The 19339-nt window shown below is 61.7% G+C and carries 15 protein-coding genes; 10 read left to right on the top strand and 5 right to left on the bottom strand.

Going from position 1 to position 19339, the window contains the following annotated elements; genetic code table 11:
* The first annotated feature begins 6 nt into the window (after window positions 1-6).
* From DBV08_RS00605 to DBV08_RS00585, 5 genes are read left to right on the top strand one after another with little or no spacing between them, the layout of a single operon-like run.
* Complete coding sequence (locus DBV08_RS00605) at window positions 7-306, top strand: HypC/HybG/HupF family hydrogenase formation chaperone (RefSeq protein WP_095970637.1); 300 nt, start codon at window positions 7-9, stop codon at window positions 304-306.
* Window positions 303-1415 (top strand): hydrogenase formation protein HypD, encoded by a 1113-nt coding sequence (gene hypD / locus DBV08_RS00600; protein ID WP_124566234.1) that lies wholly within the window; start codon window positions 303-305, stop codon window positions 1413-1415. The genes DBV08_RS00605 and hypD overlap by 4 nt, the downstream gene beginning before the upstream one ends.
* Window positions 1405-2475, top strand: a complete 1071-nt coding sequence (hypE, locus tag DBV08_RS00595) for a hydrogenase expression/formation protein HypE (RefSeq protein WP_095970635.1) — start codon at window positions 1405-1407, stop codon at window positions 2473-2475. Before hypD ends, hypE begins: the two co-directional genes overlap by 11 nt.
* Entirely contained in the window at window positions 2475-3224 is a 750-nt protein-coding gene (locus tag DBV08_RS00590; RefSeq protein ID WP_124566233.1) for a DUF6390 family protein, read from the top strand. Before hypE ends, DBV08_RS00590 begins: the two co-directional genes overlap by 1 nt.
* A 31-nt stretch (window positions 3225-3255) precedes the next feature.
* Window positions 3256-5073 (top strand): ABC transporter ATP-binding protein/permease, encoded by a 1818-nt coding sequence (locus tag DBV08_RS00585; RefSeq protein WP_124566232.1) that lies wholly within the window; start codon window positions 3256-3258, stop codon window positions 5071-5073.
* An 83-nt stretch (window positions 5074-5156) separates the two neighbouring features.
* Here DBV08_RS00585 and DBV08_RS00580 read toward each other — a convergent pair whose 3' ends face one another.
* A complete protein-coding gene (locus DBV08_RS00580) occupies window positions 5157-7562 on the bottom strand; it encodes a LuxR C-terminal-related transcriptional regulator (protein WP_124566231.1) in 2406 nt (801 codons plus the stop codon).
* Between the two features lie 153 nt (window positions 7563-7715).
* Here DBV08_RS00580 and DBV08_RS00575 point away from each other — a divergent pair, with 153 nt between their 5' ends.
* Window positions 7716-9380, top strand: a complete 1665-nt coding sequence (locus DBV08_RS00575; RefSeq protein ID WP_124566230.1) for an alpha/beta-hydrolase family protein — start codon at window positions 7716-7718, stop codon at window positions 9378-9380.
* 103 nt (window positions 9381-9483) lie between these two features.
* A complete protein-coding gene (locus DBV08_RS00570; RefSeq protein ID WP_124566229.1) occupies window positions 9484-10905 on the top strand; it encodes a hypothetical protein in 1422 nt (473 codons plus the stop codon).
* A gap of 44 nt (window positions 10906-10949) precedes the next feature.
* On the opposite strand, the gene DBV08_RS00565 is transcribed toward DBV08_RS00570, so the two are convergent.
* Together DBV08_RS00565 and DBV08_RS00560 are read right to left on the bottom strand one after the other, a co-directional pair.
* Complete coding sequence (locus DBV08_RS00565; RefSeq protein ID WP_124566228.1) at window positions 10950-11588, bottom strand: PadR family transcriptional regulator; 639 nt, start codon at window positions 11586-11588, stop codon at window positions 10950-10952.
* A 43-nt stretch (window positions 11589-11631) separates the two neighbouring features.
* A complete protein-coding gene (locus tag DBV08_RS00560) occupies window positions 11632-12957 on the bottom strand; it encodes a serine hydrolase (protein ID WP_095970630.1) in 1326 nt (441 codons plus the stop codon).
* 86 nt (window positions 12958-13043) lie between these two features.
* On the opposite strand from DBV08_RS00560, the gene DBV08_RS00555 reads away from it, so the two are divergent.
* Together DBV08_RS00555 and DBV08_RS00550 are read left to right on the top strand one after the other, a co-directional pair.
* A complete protein-coding gene (locus DBV08_RS00555; protein ID WP_124566227.1) occupies window positions 13044-14636 on the top strand; it encodes a D-alanyl-D-alanine carboxypeptidase/D-alanyl-D-alanine-endopeptidase in 1593 nt (530 codons plus the stop codon).
* Between the two features lie 135 nt (window positions 14637-14771).
* Window positions 14772-15434 carry a GAP family protein gene (locus DBV08_RS00550; RefSeq protein ID WP_124566226.1) on the top strand — a complete coding sequence of 221 codons (663 nt, stop codon included), beginning with the start codon at window positions 14772-14774 and terminating at the stop codon, window positions 15432-15434.
* Between the two features lie 51 nt (window positions 15435-15485).
* Here DBV08_RS00550 and DBV08_RS00545 read toward each other — a convergent pair whose 3' ends face one another.
* Window positions 15486-16949, bottom strand: a complete 1464-nt coding sequence (locus DBV08_RS00545; RefSeq protein WP_124566225.1) for a glycoside hydrolase family 5 protein — start codon at window positions 16947-16949, stop codon at window positions 15486-15488.
* A gap of 173 nt (window positions 16950-17122) precedes the next feature.
* Between DBV08_RS00545 and DBV08_RS00540 the strand changes: the two genes are divergently transcribed.
* The gene (locus tag DBV08_RS00540; RefSeq protein WP_124566224.1) at window positions 17123-18046 is read left to right on the top strand and encodes an alpha/beta hydrolase; all 924 of its coding nucleotides are present in this window, start codon (window positions 17123-17125) and stop codon (window positions 18044-18046) included.
* 16 nt (window positions 18047-18062) lie between these two features.
* Here the strand turns inward: DBV08_RS00540 and DBV08_RS00535 are convergent, their stop codons facing one another.
* Window positions 18063-19268, bottom strand: coding sequence for a CdaR family transcriptional regulator (locus tag DBV08_RS00535; RefSeq protein WP_185564382.1), 1206 nt, complete (start codon window positions 19266-19268; stop codon window positions 18063-18065).
* Between the last annotated feature and the right edge of the window lie 71 nt (window positions 19269-19339).

Raw genomic sequence — 19339 nt, 5'->3', positions numbered from 1 at the left:
TGTGTCATGTGCCTAGCCGTACCAGGACGTATCGAGTCCTTGGAGGAACGCGACGGAACGACGATGTCGGTGGTGAACTTCGGTGGCGTCCGAAAAGAGGTGTGCCTCGAGTACATTCCGGGCGCCCGAGTCGGCGAGTACGTCGTGGTACACGTCGGATTCGCCATCCAGCGACTCGACGAGGAATCCGCGCGCAGCACGCTGGCGGAATTCGAGCACCTCGGCGTACTCGACGAGGAATTCGGCGACGGGTTCGAAAGGGCTGCCCGGGCCGCGGGGATCGAACCGAAGGAGACGGAATCATGAAGTATCTGGACGAGTTCTCCGATCCGGAACTTGCCGGCAAACTGCTGGATCAGATCCGCGCGCTGGCCACACGGCGATGGGCGATCATGGAAGTGTGTGGTGGTCAGACACATTCGATCATCAGACACGGCATCGATCAACTACTTCCGCAACAGATCGAGATGATTCACGGACCAGGATGCCCGGTCTGTGTCACCCCGCTCGAGATCATCGACAAAGCTCTCGAAATCGCGGCAAGGCCCGATGTCATTTTCTGCTCCTTCGGGGACATGTTGCGAGTCCCGGGGAGTTCTTCGGATCTGTTCCGGATCAAGAGTGCCGGCGGCGACGTACGCGTCGTGTACTCACCGTTGGATGCGCTGACCATTGCCAAGGGGAACCCGGACCGGCAAGTGGTGTTCTTCGGGATCGGATTCGAGACCACCGCGCCGGCCAACGCCATGACCGTCTATCAGGCCAATCGCCTGCGCATCGAGAACTTCTCGCTACTCGTCTCGCACGTTCTCGTCCCACCGGCGATGGCCGCGATCATGGACTCGCCAGAGTGCCGCGTGCAGGCATTTCTGGCGGCCGGGCATGTGTGCAGTGTGATGGGTACGTCGGAATACCCGGCGCTCGCCGAGAAGTACAAGGTCCCGATCGTCGTCACCGGATTCGAGCCGCTGGATTTGCTGGAAGGAATCAGAAAGACTGTGCTGCAATTGGAATCGGGTCGATACGAGGTCGAAAATGCCTACGCCCGTGCTGTCACGGCCGAGGGCAACACCGCAGCGAAGGCGATGCTCGAGGACGTGTTCGCGGTGTCGGATCGGACATGGCGCGGCATCGGATCGATTCCGGACAGCGGTTGGCAGCTGGCGCCGAAGTATGCGTATTTCGATGCCGAAGAGCGCTTTTCGGTGACCGATATCCATACCGACGAGTCGAGCGTGTGCCGTTCCGGAGAAGTGTTGCAAGGCTTGATCAAGCCACACGAGTGCAGCGCCTTCGGGAAGGAATGCACTCCGCGGAATCCGCTCGGTGCCACGATGGTCTCGTCCGAGGGGGCGTGCGCTGCGTACTACCTGTACCGGCGCCTGGAACTTCAGGAGGCGGGTCATGCCGGCTGAGGAGACCGCTGTCGTGGACCTCTCGGCATGGGTCTGTCCACTGCCGCTGCGTGATTCGCCGAACATCGTCATGGGGCACGGTGGTGGGGGAGCGATGTCCGCCGAGCTGATCGAGCATCTGTTCCTGCCCTCGTTCGGAAGCGCCGCCGATGCAGAACTCGGCGACTCGGCCGTATTCGACGTCGGCGGGGTGCGGCTCGCCTTCTCGACGGACTCGTACGTCGTGAAACCCATGGTGTTTCCCGGCGGAACGATCGGCGATCTTGCTGTCAACGGAACGGTGAACGACCTGGCGATGGCGGGAGCACAACCTCTGGTGATGTCGACAGCCTTCATTCTCGAAGAAGGGACCGCGCTGACCGACATCGCGGGAATCGCGAAAGCGCTCGGTGAGGCCGCGCACGTTGCCGGCGTTCGGCTGGTGACGGGTGACACGAAGGTCGTCGATGCCGGTCACGGCGACGGAGTCTTCATCAACACCGCGGGAATCGGGATTGTCGCCGATGGGGTGAACATCAACCCCACTCGCGCACAAGTGGGTGACGTCGTGATCGTCAGCGGCGACATCGGCGTTCACGGAGTGGCCGTGATGAGTTGTCGCGAAGGTCTCGAATTCGGGACCGAAGTGCGCAGTGATTGTGCGGCCCTGAACGGCGTGGTTGCCGACATGATTGCCACCGGCGTCGACATCCACGTCCTGCGCGACCCTACGCGGGGAGGAGTCGCGGCGACCCTGAACGAGATCGCTCAGGCGTCGAACATCGGGGTTGCACTGGTGGAACGAGATCTGCCGATTCCTGCTGACGTGCGCGACGCCTGTGGGCTACTCGGTTTGGATCCGTTGTACGTTGCCAACGAGGGCAAGTTGATCGCCTTCGTTCCGCGAGACGATGCCGACCGAATTCTGGAAGCGATGCGCGGCAATTCACTGAGTGTGGGAGCCGCCGTGATCGGGGAGTGCGTGGCCGAACATCGCGGAATGGTGGTGGCGCGCACGGCATTGGGGGGCAATCGGGTAGTGGATTTGCCTGCAGGTGAACAACTTCCGCGGATCTGCTGATGACTGCCGTCGGTATCAGCGGGCCGGCGTTCTTTGCTCGTTACGCATATCCGCCGAACGAGTTGGGTTACTGCGGACCCGACGATCCTTCAGCGCTGCTCCGCCAGGCCCTTGGTGGCTCGGGCAGCGGCGACCGTGATCGCGCTCGTCAATTCGACGGTGCGTGGCCGTACCTCGAGGCATTGGCCGTAGGTGCGGGCATCGAGGATCCTCTCGATCCGCGGGTGATCGAAGCCTATTGGGTAGGGAGTGATCTCCTCGACTCGCTCGATTCGGCGACGTTGTTGCAGCACTTGAGGACGGCATTCGGTGAACGCGAGAACACCGGGTTTCTCACCGCTCTCGAGGATCGGGACCGCGCGCTCGCACACCACAGTTTCCACGTTTTTCTGGTGTATCCGTGGGTCAAGCTTCTTCGCAAGCGCGGTGCGGTCCCACTGTCCGTTCTCCAGAACTGTCGGATCAGATGCGGAGTGGTCGAGGACGTGAGCCAGGAGCACGCGTCGGTGGTTTCGTCCCCGCTCGAGTTCGACGGTCAGCAACTCGCACGCGGAACGCCGGTGTCGCAGCGAGTGAGATGGAGCGTCGGCGGCCGCTCACTCGCGCCGGCGCCCGTTCCGGGCGCCGTGGTGACGATGCACTGGGATTGGCTGTGCGACAGCATCACTGCAGAGCAGGCACTGGCCTTGGATGCCGCGGAGGACTCCGCACTGCGGATCGCGAACCAGATGTTGTCGACCGATATGTGATCGTCAGTTCCCCTCCAGGACGGAGGCTCCGGTGAATTGGGGTAGCGCGGTACCGGACAGCGCACTGTGGTTGGCAGAGGCATACGCGATTACGGTAGTGGTTCTCGTGATCACCGCGCTGCTCCTTGCTCGGTACACTCGCTGGGGCAACCAATTTCGGCGAATGGCTTGGCCCTACTTCGATCCCCGGCGCACCGTCCTTCCAATGTCGATTCTCGCGTCACTGTTGCTGCTCACGATATTCGGTGTCCGCGTGACTGTGTTGTTCTCGTACTGGTACAAGGATTTCTACGACGCTATCCAGAACCTCGACGAAACCGCCTTCTGGCACTACCTGCGAGTGTTCGCGATATTGGCCGCAGTCCACGTCGCGAGCTCACTTGTCGTCTACCTGGTAGGTCAAACCCTCGATATCAACTGGCGCAGCTGGCTCAATGACACACTGACCGACGATTGGCTCGACGGCCGCGCCTACTATCGCGGAAACTTCCTGGAGAACCCGGTCGACAATCCGGACCAACGTATTCAGGCAGACATCACCACATTCGTGACGTCGTCCCGCACGTTGTCCATGGGCGCCGTCACGGCAATGGTGTCGATCGTCAGCTTCACCAAGATCCTGTGGGATCTGTCCGGGCCGTTGACTGTTTTCGGTGCCGAGATTCCGCGAGCGATGATCTTCCTTGTCTACATCTACGTGTTGGTGACGACGGCACTGGCTTTCTGGATCGGGCGGCCTTTGATCATGCTGAACTTCTTGAACGAGAAACTCGGCGCCACCTTCCGGTACGCACTGGTTCGACTGCGGGAGTACGGCGAGAGCATCGCCTTCTATCGCGGAGAGAGCGTCGAACGACGCACCCTCGGACTACGTTTTGCTGCGGTGATCCGCAATATGTGGGCGATCGTTTTCCGGACGCTCAAGTTCAGTGGCTTCAATCTGGCAGTGAATCAGACCGCGGTGGTGTTTCCGTTCCTCGTCCAGGGATCTCGATTGTTCAGCGGGCAAATAACTTTCGGCGACGAGATGCAAACTGCTCAAGCGTTCGGCCAGGTGCACAATTCACTGTCCTTCTTTCGAGAGTCCTATGCTGATTTTGCCAGTTTCCGGGCCACGCTGATCCGTTTGACAGGGCTCGCAGATGCGGATCGACGTGCCCGCGCACTCCCGGTGCTCGACGCTTTTTCCTCGGGTAAACACTTGATTGTTCGGGGACTCGATGTGCGCACGCCTGTTGGTGAGGCATTGATCTCCGAACTCGACATGTCACTGGTGCCCGGTGATGCTCTGCTGGTGAAGGGCCCGTCGGGAAGCGGCAAAACCACGCTGCTCCGCAGCATCGCGCAGTTGTGGCCGTACACAGACGGTTCCGTGACCACTCCTGTCGGATCCGTGCTCTTTCTCTCGCAACGTCCGTACTTGCCGTTGGGTTCGCTGCGCGCAGGTCTGGCATATCCGGATCAGTTGCCCTCGGGGCAGCCGAACACAGGGCGTGCGAACTTCGACGACGACAGGTTTCGCGACGCGTTGGCCCACGTGCATCTTGCGCATTTGGTCGGCCGACTCGGCGAGGCTGCGGATTGGACTCGAATTCTGTCGCCGGGGGAGCAACAACGGCTGGCGTTCGCCCGAGTCCTCCTGATCCGCCCGCGAACCGCATTTCTCGACGAGGCGACATCCGGAATCGACGAAGGTCTCGAGTACACGCTCTACGACATACTTCGCCATGAACTGCCCGACAGCATCATCGTCAGCGTGGGCCATCGCAGCACACTCGACGTTTTTCACAATCGACAACTCGAACTGCGCGGTGCGGGACACTGGACGCTCACTGATCGCGAAGGCTGAGAACAGCTTTCCTCGGTCGGCCTCTTTCGACAAACGTCGGCGGGAGCATCCACTGCGCGGCGGGCGATCGAAGACATCGTCCGTCAAGAGGTCGAAGGGTTGTCGGGGTCGTTTGTGCGCTGGAGCACCCAGGCCGCAATCCCGGTGCGCGAGCTGTACCCCAGTTTGTTCAGTATGTGATCGACGTGGCCGTCGACAGTGCGCTGGGAAATGACCAGCTTGTCCGCGATTGCTCGGTTGGTCAGGCCCTGTGCGACGAGTTCGGCCACCTGCTGCTCCCGTGGAGTCAGCACTTCGTCGGCCGCCGATTTCGGTGATCCACCGAGCGGTTGCTCTCTCAGCGCGCGGGCCGCTGCGTCGTCGAGAGTCAGAGCTCGTCCATGATCGAATGCTGTTTGAAAAACCCGGTCTCCGAGCCGGTTACGAGCTTTGGTTACGCTGTTTTCGTGGTACTGGACCATGCTCCTGAAGGTGTCCATCGGGCTGCCCGTGGCGGTGAACAGCGTGTCGGCAGCTCCCAGCAGTGTGGCTGCCAGCTTCGCGTCCCGGTCGACAAGCGTCCACGCGATTTCCTCGAGGCACCATGCACATCCGAACTGGTTACCCAGCTCTCGCAGCAATCGGAGAGAATCTTCGAGTAGCTCGATGCCGCGAGCGTGGTTGCCAGAACGCCACAGGGCGGATCCGTAGTCCGACATCGCCATCGACCGCCACAAGATTTCGCCGCGCGATTCGGTGAGGGCCAACTCCTCCTCGTAAATGCTTGCAGCCCGGTCGGCTTCACCGAGGGCGTCGACGACGAAGGCGAACCAGTAGAGCGCGGGTACCAGACGGGCGATGTTGTCGTTTGCCCGGAATGCTGCAACAGCCTGCTCCAGGTACTCGGCACCGCGCACGAGATCGCCGTCGGCGACCGCGACGAATCCGAGCGTGTACCGCGCCAGTATGCGTCCGTCGTCGTTCCGCTGCATCTCGGCCTGTCGCCGAGCCTCTTCGGCAATGCTTGTCGCCGAAGCGATGTCTCGTTGGAGGGCTGCCAGCAGTGCGCCTGTCGCGGCGGCCTCGACTACCGCGTCACCGAGAGGGCCCTCGGTCAGTGCGGGCACCTCGGCCAGGGCGCGACCCAACCAATAGCGACCTTCGTTGAATCGACCACGTGCAAGCCAGTAATCATGCAGAGCACTTGCGGTACGCAATGTGGCTTCGACCGAGTCGGGTTCGGTCAAACCGAATTCCAACGCGGTGCGCACGTTGGGTAGGTCGCGGTCGATCCGCGTCATCCAGTCGATTTGGTGCGGCCCCGGCCAGTCGACTCCGGAGCGGAAGACGAGTTGCCTGAACCACTCACTGTGCCTGCGCTGCAGTGAGGCCCACTCGTCGACTGACACCAGTTCGCGCCCGTAGTCGCGAAGAGTCTCGAGTAGGCGGTAGCGAACGTACGAGCCGTTTTGTTCACGGATGAGGATCGACTTGTCGACAAGGGACATCACGAGATCGCCCAAGTCGTCGTTCTGTGCTTCGTCGGCGAGAATTCCTTCGACGGACCCGAGATCGAAGCTACCCGCAAATACGCTCGAGTTCGCCCACAACGACTTCTCCGGCGGCGTACACAGATCGAAGCTCCAGTCGATACTCTGTGCAAGCGTTTGTTGACGCGCTGGAGCGTTCCGGCTGCCCCGCGTCAGCAGTTGGAAGCGGTCGTCGAGTTTTTGCAGGATCTGATCGACCGACATCGCCCTCAGTCGGGCGGCCGCCAGCTCGATCGGCAGCGGTAGTCCCTCCAACCGGCGGACGATCTTCTCCACAGCCGCACTGTTCTCGCTGGTGATGCGGAAGTCCGTCACGGAGGAACGTGCCCGCTGCTCGAACAGCATCATCGCATCACCATCACGGGTGTCGGTTGGCGACGGCGCCTCGGTGGGAATTCGCATTGGCGGCACCCGTAATACCATCTCGCCGGGAATGTCGAGCGGTTCTCGGCTGGTCGCCAGAAGTGCCAATCGGGCACAGCACCGGAGTAGTTCGACGACGGTGTCGGCCACCCAGCCGATGAGGTGTTCGCAATTGTCCAGAACAATCAGGACACGTTCGTCGACGAGACGGCCGATCAGTACCGATCGCGGTGACCGCGCAGATCGGTCTTGTACTCCGAGTGCGGCAAGAATCGTCTGATCGAGAAGTGCCGGCTCCCGCAGTTCACTGAAGTCGACGAACCAGACGCCCCCGGGGAACGCACGGGAGGAATCATCGGCGGCACGGAGCGCCAAGCGGGTTTTGCCGACCCCACCCAGGCCCGTAAGGGTCACGAGGCGGTAGTCCGACAGCAGGCGTCGGACTTCTTTGGCTTCGGACCGACGACCGACGAAACTGCTCAGTTCGATCGGTAGGTTTCCTCGTTTTGCCGCCATGAGAATCGCGCCGAATTTGTACGTGCTGAGTGGATTGACCCCACACAGTGTACGCGGATTCGCGTGCGTGAAATCTGCCATCGCACCACCGGTGTTCGCCCGTAGTTGCCTTTGGGGCGAGGCTTATTGGTGTACGACCCGGAACATCGGACACTTTTTGTCGACGTAGTTCGCGCCTCATTCGAAAGGGATGAGAGGCTCATTCCATCTCTCTGCCGCGCTTACGATTCCGGCATGAAACGTGTGTGGGAAGGTGTGCGGCGCTACGGCAAGACGCTGCACTCGGCTGGGTTGTCGTTCGGCTTGGTGTTTTTCGTCCTCTCGATGAGCCCGTCCCTCTTGCCGCGGGCGTGGTACCTGCAGGGCGTGGCGACCGGTATTTCCGTCGCCACGGGGTACGGCATCGGTGTCAGCGTGGCGTGGATGATCCGCAAATGCGGAGTCGAGCCGACGTGGTCGGATCGGACCAAGAAGTTCGGCTGGACTGTACTCACTGTCCTGGCGGTGATATTGGTGCCTCTCTTTCTGATCTTGGGTTCGTGGTGGCAGCAGATCGTCCGTGATCTGGTCGAGGCACCGCGCGTCAACCGGGCGAACTATCTTCTGGTGCTGCTGATTTCGGTCGCGGTGTGGTTGATCTTGCTCGAGGCGGGTCGCGGTTTGCGGTATCTCACCAGAAGCATCGCTGCCGTCGCTCTGCGGTTTGTGCCCAAAGAGGCGGCGAAAGTCGCGAGCTTGGTCGTCGTCTTCGCGTTGGCGATCTTCGTCGTCAACGGTGCCCTCTACAACGGGCTCATCGCGTTTGCGAACTGGAGTTTCTCCGGTGCGGACAACGACACACCGGATGGTATCGACCAGCCTCTGATCGCCGAACGCAGTGGTTCGCCCATGTCTGCCGAGGCGTGGGATTCGCTGGGTAAGGAAGGGCGCACCTTCATGGGTAGCGGACCGTCCGCGGAGCAGATCGCCGCGCTGACCGGCCGGGACGCGAAGCAACCCATCCGCGTGTACGCCGGCCGCGAGTCGTCCGATTCCGTCGACGGCGTCGCAGGGCGGGTCGTCGCTGAACTCGAGCGCACCGGTGGATTCGACCGCGCCGTCCTGGCAGTAGTGACCACCACCGGCCGCGGCTGGGTCAACGACGACGTGGCGTCCTCCTTCGAATACGTTCAGGGCGGCGACACTGCCATCGCGGCGATGCAGTACTCGTTCCTTCCCAGCCCGTTGGCATTCATCGCCGACCGAGAAACCCCGATGGCCGCCGGCCGGGCGCTGTTCAACTCTGTCTACGCGAAATGGATCGAGCTGCCGCTCGACAAACGCCCCAAGCTGGTCGTTTTCGGCGAGAGCCTGGGATCGTACGGGGGACAGGCGGCGTTCGCGGGAGCGCAGGACATGGCGACGCGTGTCGATGGGGCGCTGTGGTCGGGAACCCCGAATTTCACTGCTCAATGGCAGGAGATCACCAGCGGTCGTGACTCAGGCTCACGGGAAGCGGTGCCGGTGATCGACGACGGGCAGTCGATCCGTTTCGCCGCTTACCCGGAAGACCTCGAACTCGATGCGCCGTGGAACGACTCCCGCGTCGTGTACTGGCAGCACGCCAGCGATCCGATTGTCTGGTGGTCTTTCGACCTACTCCTGAACAAACCGGACTGGCTTGCTGAACCTCTGGGCCGGGATGTCGATCCGGGAATGACGTGGATACCGTTCGTGACGTTCTGGCAGGTGACACTGGACATGGTCTTCTCGGCTGACGTGCCCCCTGGTCACGGACACAACTACGGTGCCGAGGCAGCGGACATGTGGGCACAGATCCTGCACCCCGAGAACTGGTCTCAGTCCGACACCGACGCAATTCACGCCGCTCTGACGAACAACTTCCAACCCACCAAGTAGTAGTGCGGACCGCCGACCTCGTGACGGTCCCTCGTCGTTCGAGCGGGAGCACTCGCTCGTGATCGTTCAATCCCTGTTTTTCAGCTATCTCACAAGGAGCGCTATGCATTCGTCAAGATCACTCGTAGCTGCGGTGGCGCTGAGCGCGATCACTGTGTTTGCCGGGGCGGGGTCTGCAGTTGCCGCGCCGGCGATCGGCTCTGTCGATTTCGGTTCGTCGACCGGGTCCGAAACCGGTTCGTCGAGCGGATCAGGATTCGGCTCTGTCGATTTCGGATCCGGCGGTCCTGATGTGGAGCATCCGGTGTCGACCTGCTTCTGGTCGGTGCCGATCAATCCCGAGCGCGCGGACCCGCAACTCAACTACGCCTTTCCCGACACCGCGGCCATCTATTGGGCTGCGCAGTTCACAATCCCCGAGGATGCCGAGTTGGTTGTTCGAGGGCAATATGCGCATGCGCGCTATCAGTCCTTGAACTCGTACAACGCAGCAACCGCTATGCCCACCGCCGTTCTCAATGACATTTCGACGGCCCCGGACGCAGGCTCACACAACACCTATCTTCCCGGTGCCGATCGATCGAATGACGGTGCCAGGTCGTATACGGCTTCGGTCCGCAACGAGGCGTCGCCTGCCGAACCGAAACCCAACACCTTGTATGCCGGTGTGCCGGGCCAGGACCGGATAAGCCTGCTTTATCGCATCTACCTTCCCGACAATGGGCGTGATCTCACCGGTGGAGTCGGACTGCCGGAGCCAGAGTTGCGCCTTTCCGATGGTCGGGTGTTGCGTGGGGAGGATCTGTGTTCGGCGGTCGGTGCGGACAATGGAATCTTGAAGCCGGCGTCGCTGCCGCTGGACACGTACAAGGCATTGCGTGACCAACCGGGCAAGCCTTCGACCTTCCCTTCCGAGCAGACGCCTGTCTGGCGGGCTTACTACAGCGCCGAGTTCACGCTCGGGTGTACCTATCTCGGCAAATGCGATGGCACACCTCAGCGTGTTGGCGGGCAGTACTCCAACATCGACAACAGCTACGTCACGGCCGAAGTCAATCGCGGGTTCGGCGAAGTTCTGGTACTTCGGGGAGAGTTGCCGAGGACTCCTGAGACGACAACCGGCGCAAAGAATCTCGACAGTGCAGTCGACATGCGGTTCTGGTCGATGTGCAGCAATGAATCGCTGACGACGACGAAGGTAGCCACGTGTCTTTTCGACGAGCAGGTGGCCACCGATGCAGCGGGGCGCTACACGATTGTGGCGTCGCTGCCTGAAGACCGACCTGCAAACGCTACGAAGGAATGTGGAGTGTCGTGGTTATCGCTCTCACCGGCCGGTGACGGCGCAGGCCATCTCGACGATTCGCTTCTGATCATGCGGAACATGCTGCCGGCCAAGGACTTCGGTCACGCTGCGCACGATACTCGGACGCCCGGTGACGAGAAGGCAGTGATGGGACAGTATCTGCCGGACGGTCAATATACATCCAAGCTTGCGTTCGAGGGCAGCGGCTGCGCGAAGTAGCTCGATACCGTCGAACCGGCCCTCTTCGGTCTTCGCTGCGGAAGCTAGCTACTTCCGTCGTCTATCGCACGGGCGAGGGTGGACATGGTGCGCTCTCGGTGGGTTGTTGCGGGTTGCACCGTGTCGGGCCAGTCGGCAGTTTCTTCCAACGCCCAGTCGGCCCATTCTGCGATGTGGTTGAAGTGGCCGATCATGAATCGGTTGGCCAGTGCCATCAGGTGATTTTGTTGGGGGAGTGTGCCGGCTTCGGGGGCCGAAATTCGTTGTGCGTGTGAGACGAACAGACTTCGGGATCGAGCAGCTTGTTCGCGCGTGGTAGTCAGGGTGGACCGCAGGTCGTCGATCGTGCCTTGGTGGGCGAAGATCACGCGGATCATGCCTTCGAATTGCAAGGCAGGGGGCGTGGTCTGGGTCGCGAGCCAGTCGCTCAGTGCTGTTCGGCCTTCGTCGGTGATGGAGTAGACAGTGCGTGAGCGCTGAGTGCCTTTGGTGACCGTGGTCGCCGTGACCAGGCCGCGTTCGAGCAATATCTTGGGCGCGTTGTATCGCTGGCGGTCCGCGCTGGGCCACAACTCGGCGACCCCGCGTCCGACCTGCTCGGCGATTTCGTATGCGGACCAGTCCTTGGCTGTCAGCAGTCCCAGGATCATGTACGAGGTGGGTGTGAGATCACGCTGAGCCACATGGCTCCCTTCGCTCCGCGGTTGGCATCCAAGCCTACAAGTGTCACTTCCCTTCGCCGTTCGCATCCTCGGTGTCGGCGATGTCGTCGGATGCGTCCTGCGCAGGTTTGCCGTAGATGAAGGGGACGAGCGCTCCGGCGACGGCAGACGCCGGTGCGAAACCGTCAGCGGTTGGTGCCAGATTTCCCCACACCACCATGGTCACATCGTTGACCGGGTCGTACCCCATGAACGAGTTGTAGCCGGGAAGTTCGCCGATATGGCCGTACATCGGACCCATTTGAGCGATGCCGTATCCGTATCCCGCAGATCCCTCGCCATCTGTGGGTTGCACACTGTTCACACGCAATTCCTGGGTGGCCGGACTCAGGAGCGAACCGGTGCCTAGAGCTTTGACCCATGTCGCCATGTCGTTGGCAGTAGAGATTCCCTGACCTGCGGACCATGTCCACGAAGGGTTGTGCGTCGTGGTGTCGGTCGGCCTTTCGGTGCCTGCGGCGATCGCGTCGAGGCGAGATTGTGGGAGCGCTTGTTTGCCTTCGCCGAGCGTTTCGACGTTCCCGCTGTAGGTGTACCCGTTTGCATAGGGCGTCGGGATGCTGGTGTCGGTGTTCGCAGGAAACGATGTACCGGCGAGTGCGAGTGGCCCGAAGAAGCGGTCCGCGAAGATCTGCTGAATCGGCTTGCCGTCCAGCTGCTCGGCGATCAAGCCGAGGAGAACGGTATTGGTGTTGGAGTAGTGATAGCCGGTGTCTGGCGCGAAATACGGCGGCTGGCTCAGCCCCATCGCCAGCAGCTCCTCGGGTGTCCACACTCGCTCCGGTTGCTCGTCGAGCGCCTGGTTGAGTTCGAGGGTTTCGGTGTAGTTGTACAGGCCGCTACGCATGTCGAGTAGGTCGCCGATCGTGATGTTGTCGCCGTTGGGGACATCGGGGCGGAACTTGCTGACCGGATCGGTTACCGCCAGCTTGCCCTCGTCGACCAACTGCAGGATTGCCGTGCCGGTCCAGGTCTTGGTGTTCGAGCCCACGCGAACCTTGGTGTCCAGAGTGGGAGGCTCGTTGACTCCTTCTCGGACCGAACCCCATGTGTTGACGTACTTCTGTGTCGGTGTCGTGATCATGACCACCATCGCGATCTCGCGGAATCCCTCCGCCTTCTCCGAGACGACGGAATCCATTGCAGCGCTGTCGAAAGACAAGACGGCGCTGCCGGTCGACCCGGCGGAGGTCGGCGCAGACGAGGAGGGGGACGCGGAATCGGTTGCGGACGAACAGGCTGAGAGAAACAACGCCGTGGCGATGCCGGCGACGGCCACTTTGCGAACCTTGGCGTCGTGTCGTGCTGTCGACTTCCCGTAAGAGTTCATGAAAAGACTTTAAGTGATACTGCACATTGCATGCTGCACTTTGCAGTAAATTACGACAAATCAGTCATAAATCCTCAGGAGTGTCCATGTCGTCCACCACATCAGTTCGCGCCGTTGCTGCTTTGGTCAGCGTCGGCGTAGTCCTCACCGCATGTTCGGCGCAGCCGTCGAATTCCGGTGTCACATCGACTCCGATGCTCCAGATTCCGGACGAGGTAACCCGCATCATGACCACCGATCCCTACTCCATGGCTAGCTGGTCGTATCTCGTGGTCGACCCCGACACAGACGAGGTGATCTACAGCAACAACGCGGACAACTCGATGTTTCTGGCCTCGCAGACCAAACATTTCACCGTCGGCACCACCTACGACACCCTCGGCGTTGACCACACCGTCTCGACCCCCGTATATGCCACCTCCGTTCCCGTCGACGGCACTCTCGCCGGAGATCTCGTGCTCGTCGGCTCCGGCGACCTTGCGCTCGGCGGGCGCAATGCGGCGCAGGGTCGATTCGACTTCGCCACCGACGGAATCGACCACGTGTACGCCGACGCCCTACCCGGAGCCGTTCTCGCGCCCGGCGATCCCCTTGCGGGACTGAACGATCTCGCCCGACAAGTAGCCGGCGCCGGCATCACTCGTGTCAAAGGCGACGTCCTCGTCGACCCTCGTCTGTGGGACACCTACGCGACGGTCGAAGGCCTCGTTCCGTCGATCTTCGTCAACGACAATCTCGTCGATATCCAGGCCCGGCCAGGTGCGGTAGGTGAGCCCGCCACCATCGACATGCTTCCCGGGAACAGCCTGTTCCGCGTCGATGCGCAGGTCACCACCGGTGAAGAAGGTAGCGACTCGACACTGAGGGCAGCAGCGGACCCGACCGATCCCACCCAGATCAACGTGACCGGGTCGGTACCGGCTGGAAAGACGTCGCTGACCGTCCACCGCATCACCGATGCACCGTCGTGGGCCCGGCAGCTGTTCGTAGAGGCATTGCGTCGCAACGGAATCGAGGTTGAAACGGTATCTCGGACCAACGACGCAGCTGCTCTGCCTGCCGATCGGACGTATACCGGCAGTCGTCAGGTTGCGAGCCTTCGATCGGCACCACTTTCGGAGTCGGGAGGGATGATCCTCGCGACCAGCTACAACACCGGCGCGAACACCTTCCTGTGTCTGTTGGCGGTAGCGGAAGGATCGTCGTCGTGCAGCGACGGCTTACCGACCGTCAGGGCACTCGCCGAGAAGGCAGGTATTGCAGCGTCTGATCTTGTGGTGATGGACGGTCAAGGCGGAGATCCGTCACAAGCGACACCCGCGGCAGTCGTCGACTGGCTCGACTGGGTGGACCAGCAGCCCTGGGCCGACACGTTCTGGGCCGGTCAACCGGTACTCGGTGAGCGCGGTTCGTTGTCCGGCGTCGGGACCGACAGTCCCGCGAAGGGGAAGATCATCGGTAAGACGGGAACGTCTGCCGACGTCGAACCCGACACCGGCCGGTTGATAGTGACCCTTCAGGCGCTGTCCGGTTACATGATCACCCCCGATGATCGCCGACTTCTGTTCGTCGTAGCCGTCAGCGATGCAGTATTTCCCGATCTGCCTCGTGGAGTCTTCCAAGTCGGGGGTGACGTCGGCGGTGTTGCCGCTGCGTTCCAACAAGCACAGACGAACTGACTCGGGGCGAGTGAGAGGTACGGCGGTCCGGGCACTCATCCCTTTCGAACGAGGCATGAATTACGCAGGCGCTCGCAGTGTCAGCATTGTCGCGCAGCGGTATCGACTGCGTCCCGATGAGAAACGAGTGTTGACATGGGATCCGTTATCGGAGATCTCCTCCCCATAGCCGTCGGTGTCGCCGTCTCCCCGGTGGCCGTCATCGCGACGATCTTGATGTTGCTCTCCAAGCGCGCCGGTAGCACGAGCATCGGTTTCGCGGTGGGCTGGCTACTCGGAATCTTCATTGCCACATTTCTTTTCGTCCTTCTTTCCAGTGCACTGAGCACCTCGGACGATGGACCGTCCACCACTGCTTCGTGGATCAAACTGGCGCTGGGCGTCCTCCTGTTGATGGTCGGGGTCAAGCAATGGCGAGGGCGCAGCGGTGAACACGAAACGCCGAAGTGGATGCACGCCATCGACGAGATGACCGCGGTCAAGGGGTTGGGCCTAGGATTCGCCCTCGCCGCGATCAATCCGAAGAACCTTCTGATGTGCATCGCGGCAGGAGTGTCGATCGGTTCGGCGTCGCTGGCGACCAGTGGAGTGATCGCCTCCGTCCTCGTCTTCACGATCATCGCCAGTTCAACGGTGGTGATACCGGTCGTCGGATACGTGGTGGCTGCTGACCGCCTGCGCGAGCCGTTGGCCAAGCTCAAGGTCTGGCTCCAGGACAACAACACCACGGTGATGAGCGTGTTGATCTTGGTCGTCGGAGTTGTACTGATCGGCAAGGGAATCGGCGGAATCTTCTGACGCCGCTCTTTCACGTGGTGTGGACGTGGGACAGCCGGGGTGAGTGTCCGATCAGGTCGCTTTCACCGCGTATTCGCCGTCGGCGTGCCCGATCAGTTGCCAACCGCCTTCGATCGGGTCCAGGCGGACGTCGGTGAGATTCGTGGTCTCGAGTTGTGGCCGTCCGGTGCCCGGGTACCAGGCCTCGACCCGCCCCGTGCCGCTCCCGGCAAACCCGTTACGCGATACCTTCGTCAGCGTGCCGGGCGCTGCTCGCGGATAAGCACGCGAGAGTGGAACCGCGAATCCCTCTACAAGTCCGAGTGATTCGCCGGACGGGCAGTCGATGCGATTCAGATTTCCTTGCGGCTGGTGGGTATTGCCGTCTCGAACCGGATGGGGGTCACCGCACGCTTGCGTCCACGACCACCAGGCGCCGCCCATCCGGTACTGGTCGGTGGCGTCGACGAAGCGGTCGACGTCTGCCCCCTGCTTGTCGGCGTCCCCGAACCAGCCCCATTCGCCCGTCCACAACGGTGCGTCGTACCAGGCGGCAGCGCGGTCGGCGATCTTGAATCCGTCCTCGATTGCGGGGAATTCGCTACTGACTGTTATCGATTCGCTGTAAAGATGGGGCGAGAAGACCACCAGAGGATCGGTCAGGTACTGGCGTGGGGGCAGCGCGTCGAAGCCGAAAGCCGACCAGATCGCACTGGGCTCGAAGAACACGAGGTGCGGAAATCCGCCTGCTTCGGCCTGTCTGATGGCGTCGGTGGCTCGCTTGTAGAACTGCCCGATCTGATCAGCTGCCGTGAACGGGTCGCGCAGGCCGGGATTCGGTTCGTTCAACAGGTCGTATCCGGCTACCGCTGGTTCGCCTTTGAACTCGGCGGCCAACCTCGCCCACGTCGCCACGAGGAGACTCTGGATTCCTTGCTCGTCGTCGTAGAACGCCTGGAAGGCGTGGCCGATCGCCGGTGCAGCCTCCCGGAGTCCACCGATGTTGCAGGTTGTCCATCCGCCGGTCAGGGTTGCCCATTCGGGTGCGCCGTCCCAGCCGACTCCCGGCTGCATGAATGACGGGCACGACAGGTCGCTCGGGGTGCCGACATACGGGCCCCATGCGTCCTGATGCATGTCGAGAACGGTGTAGATGCCGTGATCTTTCGCGTTCTGGACTGCGCCTCGAATCCGGTCGACATACGCAGTGTCGAATGCACCGCGAGTCGGTTCGAGGAGGGACCACGCGACGTTGAGTCGGACGACGTTGAAGCCCAGCGCGGCCATCTGCGCGAAGTCCGTTCTTCCCAGCGGCGTGACGGTGGGTAGACCGGTGCCGTTGGTCGCGTAGTCATTGAGGCCGTTGGCGTTCACGCCGCGGAGCAGCACCGTTCGTCCGTCGACGTCCTTGATCGTTCGATCTGCGACGGCCAATCGGGGGAGTGTCCATCCCGATTCCGGAGGTGCAGCGTTAGCCGCCGGGGCTGCAAGCTGGACAGCCAGGATTGCAAGGGTGGCAAGCAACAGCGCACGCATCCGTCGACCTTTCTAGACAAACGTCCAATTCCGAGTTGAGGCTAGCGGGAGAACGTCCTTGTTGCGGCGCAATTCGCACATACCCGTCACGACTACATTGCTGGGCACGCCGACTCGAAGCTGTTACTCGAAGTGCGAGAATTGTCGACACGTCGCGACCCGAGGGAGCATTTGTGAAACTTGCACTGACTGAACTGGTCGAACGACTACCCGGCGACGAGTTGGCGATCACGCGTGCGTTCTACGAGTCACGGACCGCTGGCACCGGTCCGAGTTCTCTGCAGGAACTGCTCGCGGTGCGCGCTTCCAGAGTGGTTGATCCCGCGCCGCCGACCCGAGCTGTCGAGCACATACTCGACGTCGACGGCCGAGCCATATCGGTCCGTGTGGTCACACCGAAAGATGGCGTGGTCAACGGGGTCTATCTGTACCTTCCGGGCGGTGGCTTCTACATGAGTTCGGCGGCAAGCGCTGACGCCCGAAGTACGAGACTTGCCGACGAGATCGGGTTCGCAGTGGTTACCGTCGATTACCGGCTTGCGCCGGAGTTCCCTTGGCCGGCAGCGCCGGACGACTGTGAGGCAGTCGCTTTGTGGCTGCTCGATGTCGCGGCCGAACGGTTCGGGACAACCAAGCTCGCCGTCGGTGGCATGTCGGCGGGAGCAACCTTGGTGATGACAACATTGCTACGGCTTCGTGATCGAGGTCTGGCCATGTCGTTCTCGGGTGCCGTGTTGGAAGCCGGCACGTACGACGTCAGTGCTCAGACTCCCGCCGGCCGCACCATCGGCGACGAATACTTCATCGAAGCCTACGTCGGCCATGTCGGTGATCGCACTGTCCCGGATATTTCTCCGACCTTCGGAGACCTGAGCAGCCTGCCCCCGACCCTCGTTGTCATCGGATCCGACGACGTGGTCCTGGCCGAGAATCTCGCCATGGTGGCAAGGCTGTCGGCGGCAGGCAACGACGTCGACTTGCGCCTCTATCCTGATGTCCCGCACGGATTTACAAACCATCCAACGCCTGTTGCCCGCCGCGCTGCGCTCGATATAGGTGCCTGGCTTCGGCGCCGTCTCGACGACGAGTCGGCGTGACAAGCGCGGGCGCGGTTCAGTGTGCCGAGGACACGCGGCGTGTGTTCGGTGTCAGATATTGGTCGAGTGCTTGACGATGGAACAACTCGAGGCTCACCACAGATTTCATCAGGCCGTCGAGGGTTCGCGGATCCCATCCAGTCAGATGCTGCCATCGGTCGAGCCGATAGGTGACCGAATTTGCGTGCAGATGGATGTCGCGGGCGGCAGCGCTGACGGAGAATCCGCTTCGGGCAAAGGCGCGGACTGCGTCCATGAGGTGGGGGTGTTCTTCGGCTACAGACGCCCCGGCGTGTAGGAGTGGCAGGAGCTCGTCCTGGTGGGAGGCAAGAGTGGCGACGAGCCATTCCTCGGTAAAACTGACCGTCGCGCCCGGCGCTGTTGCCAATTGCAATGCTCGCTCGGCGTCGGTGATGCTTTGAGCTGCGCCGACGAGTCCCTCCCGAAGCATTCCGATACCCAATGACGTTCGTGGATGATCTCGCATGATTGCACGGATTATGTCTTCGACCGGCTCGCCTTGACACATCGCTATTACCCGGGTTCCATGTCGACTGCATTGTGCGACAACGTGTATGGAATCCAGGGTGCGTTGCAGGTGTTCCACTTGTGCTTCTGACCATTCGTCTCCGACGACAGACAGCGCTTGGAACGATTTCTGCGGATCGAATCCGAGGCTCAGTGCCAGCTCCCGTGCGTTGTTTTGTCCAATATCTGTTGTGCTGTGCAGTGTTTCGAAGAATCGGTAGCGAACGCCGGCGCGGATGGCCTGCTCGCTTCGCGTTGCCTCGGAGTGCCCGACGGCGACCGCGCTCGTCGCCGCGTGAACGAGGTCCCAGAGTTTGCCGCCCGCCTGCAGCAGTTCGTGTGTGGGTTTCGTGGACCGCTCGACCATTGTGTTCCAGAGCTCACGGGAAGCAATGTGATAGGTCTCGATGACGTTCGAGAGCGGGAGCCCTTGCATTGCGCGGCGGCGCCCCAGCTCGCGATTGCGATCGGTATCTTCGACGGTGATCGTTTCGTTCTCGGCGACCGCACACAGCATTGCGGACAACTGTTTACGGATGTAGTTGCCTTGCTCGGCCAGTGGTACGGCGGAGTAGGCCGGGAGTTCGCTGCGGATCTGTTGTACCGCGCGCTCGGTGAGCGCTTCGAGTTCGTCGGAGACCTCGCTACACAACCGACGGATCGTGTCTTCTTCTTCGACGTCGGGTACGTCCACGGGGCTACTCCTTTGTGCGTGCTTGGTCTTGCGTCCCGTGAATTTCACGAACGAGCGTCGTGGATTCCGGG

This window comes from Rhodococcus sp. KBW08 (genome assembly GCF_003852455.1).
GTDB lineage: Bacteria > Actinomycetota > Actinomycetes > Mycobacteriales > Mycobacteriaceae > Rhodococcus_F > Rhodococcus_F baikonurensis.
Note: the sequence above shows the minus strand (reverse complement) of the source record. Positions and strands in the feature narration are given on the sequence as shown.

Bases quoted from the DNA above. Each gene is read 5' to 3' on its own strand.
- DBV08_RS00605 (WP_095970637.1), top strand. From the start codon at position 7: ATGTGCCTAGCCGTACCAGGACGTATCGAGTCCTTGGAGGAACGCGAC.
- hypD (WP_124566234.1), top strand. From the start codon at position 303: ATGAAGTATCTGGACGAGTTCTCCGATCCGGAACTTGCCGGCAAACTG.
- hypE (WP_095970635.1), top strand. From the start codon at position 1,405: ATGCCGGCTGAGGAGACCGCTGTCGTGGACCTCTCGGCATGGGTCTGT.
- DBV08_RS00590 (WP_124566233.1), top strand. From the start codon at position 2,475: ATGACTGCCGTCGGTATCAGCGGGCCGGCGTTCTTTGCTCGTTACGCA.
- DBV08_RS00580 (WP_124566231.1), bottom strand. From the start codon at position 7,562: ATGGCAGATTTCACGCACGCGAATCCGCGTACACTGTGTGGGGTCAAT.
- DBV08_RS00575 (WP_124566230.1), top strand. From the start codon at position 7,716: ATGAAACGTGTGTGGGAAGGTGTGCGGCGCTACGGCAAGACGCTGCAC.
- DBV08_RS00570 (WP_124566229.1), top strand. From the start codon at position 9,484: ATGCATTCGTCAAGATCACTCGTAGCTGCGGTGGCGCTGAGCGCGATC.
- DBV08_RS00560 (WP_095970630.1), bottom strand. From the start codon at position 12,957: ATGAACTCTTACGGGAAGTCGACAGCACGACACGACGCCAAGGTTCGC.
- DBV08_RS00555 (WP_124566227.1), top strand. From the start codon at position 13,044: ATGTCGTCCACCACATCAGTTCGCGCCGTTGCTGCTTTGGTCAGCGTC.
- DBV08_RS00550 (WP_124566226.1), top strand. From the start codon at position 14,772: ATGGGATCCGTTATCGGAGATCTCCTCCCCATAGCCGTCGGTGTCGCC.
- DBV08_RS00545 (WP_124566225.1), bottom strand. From the start codon at position 16,949: ATGCGTGCGCTGTTGCTTGCCACCCTTGCAATCCTGGCTGTCCAGCTT.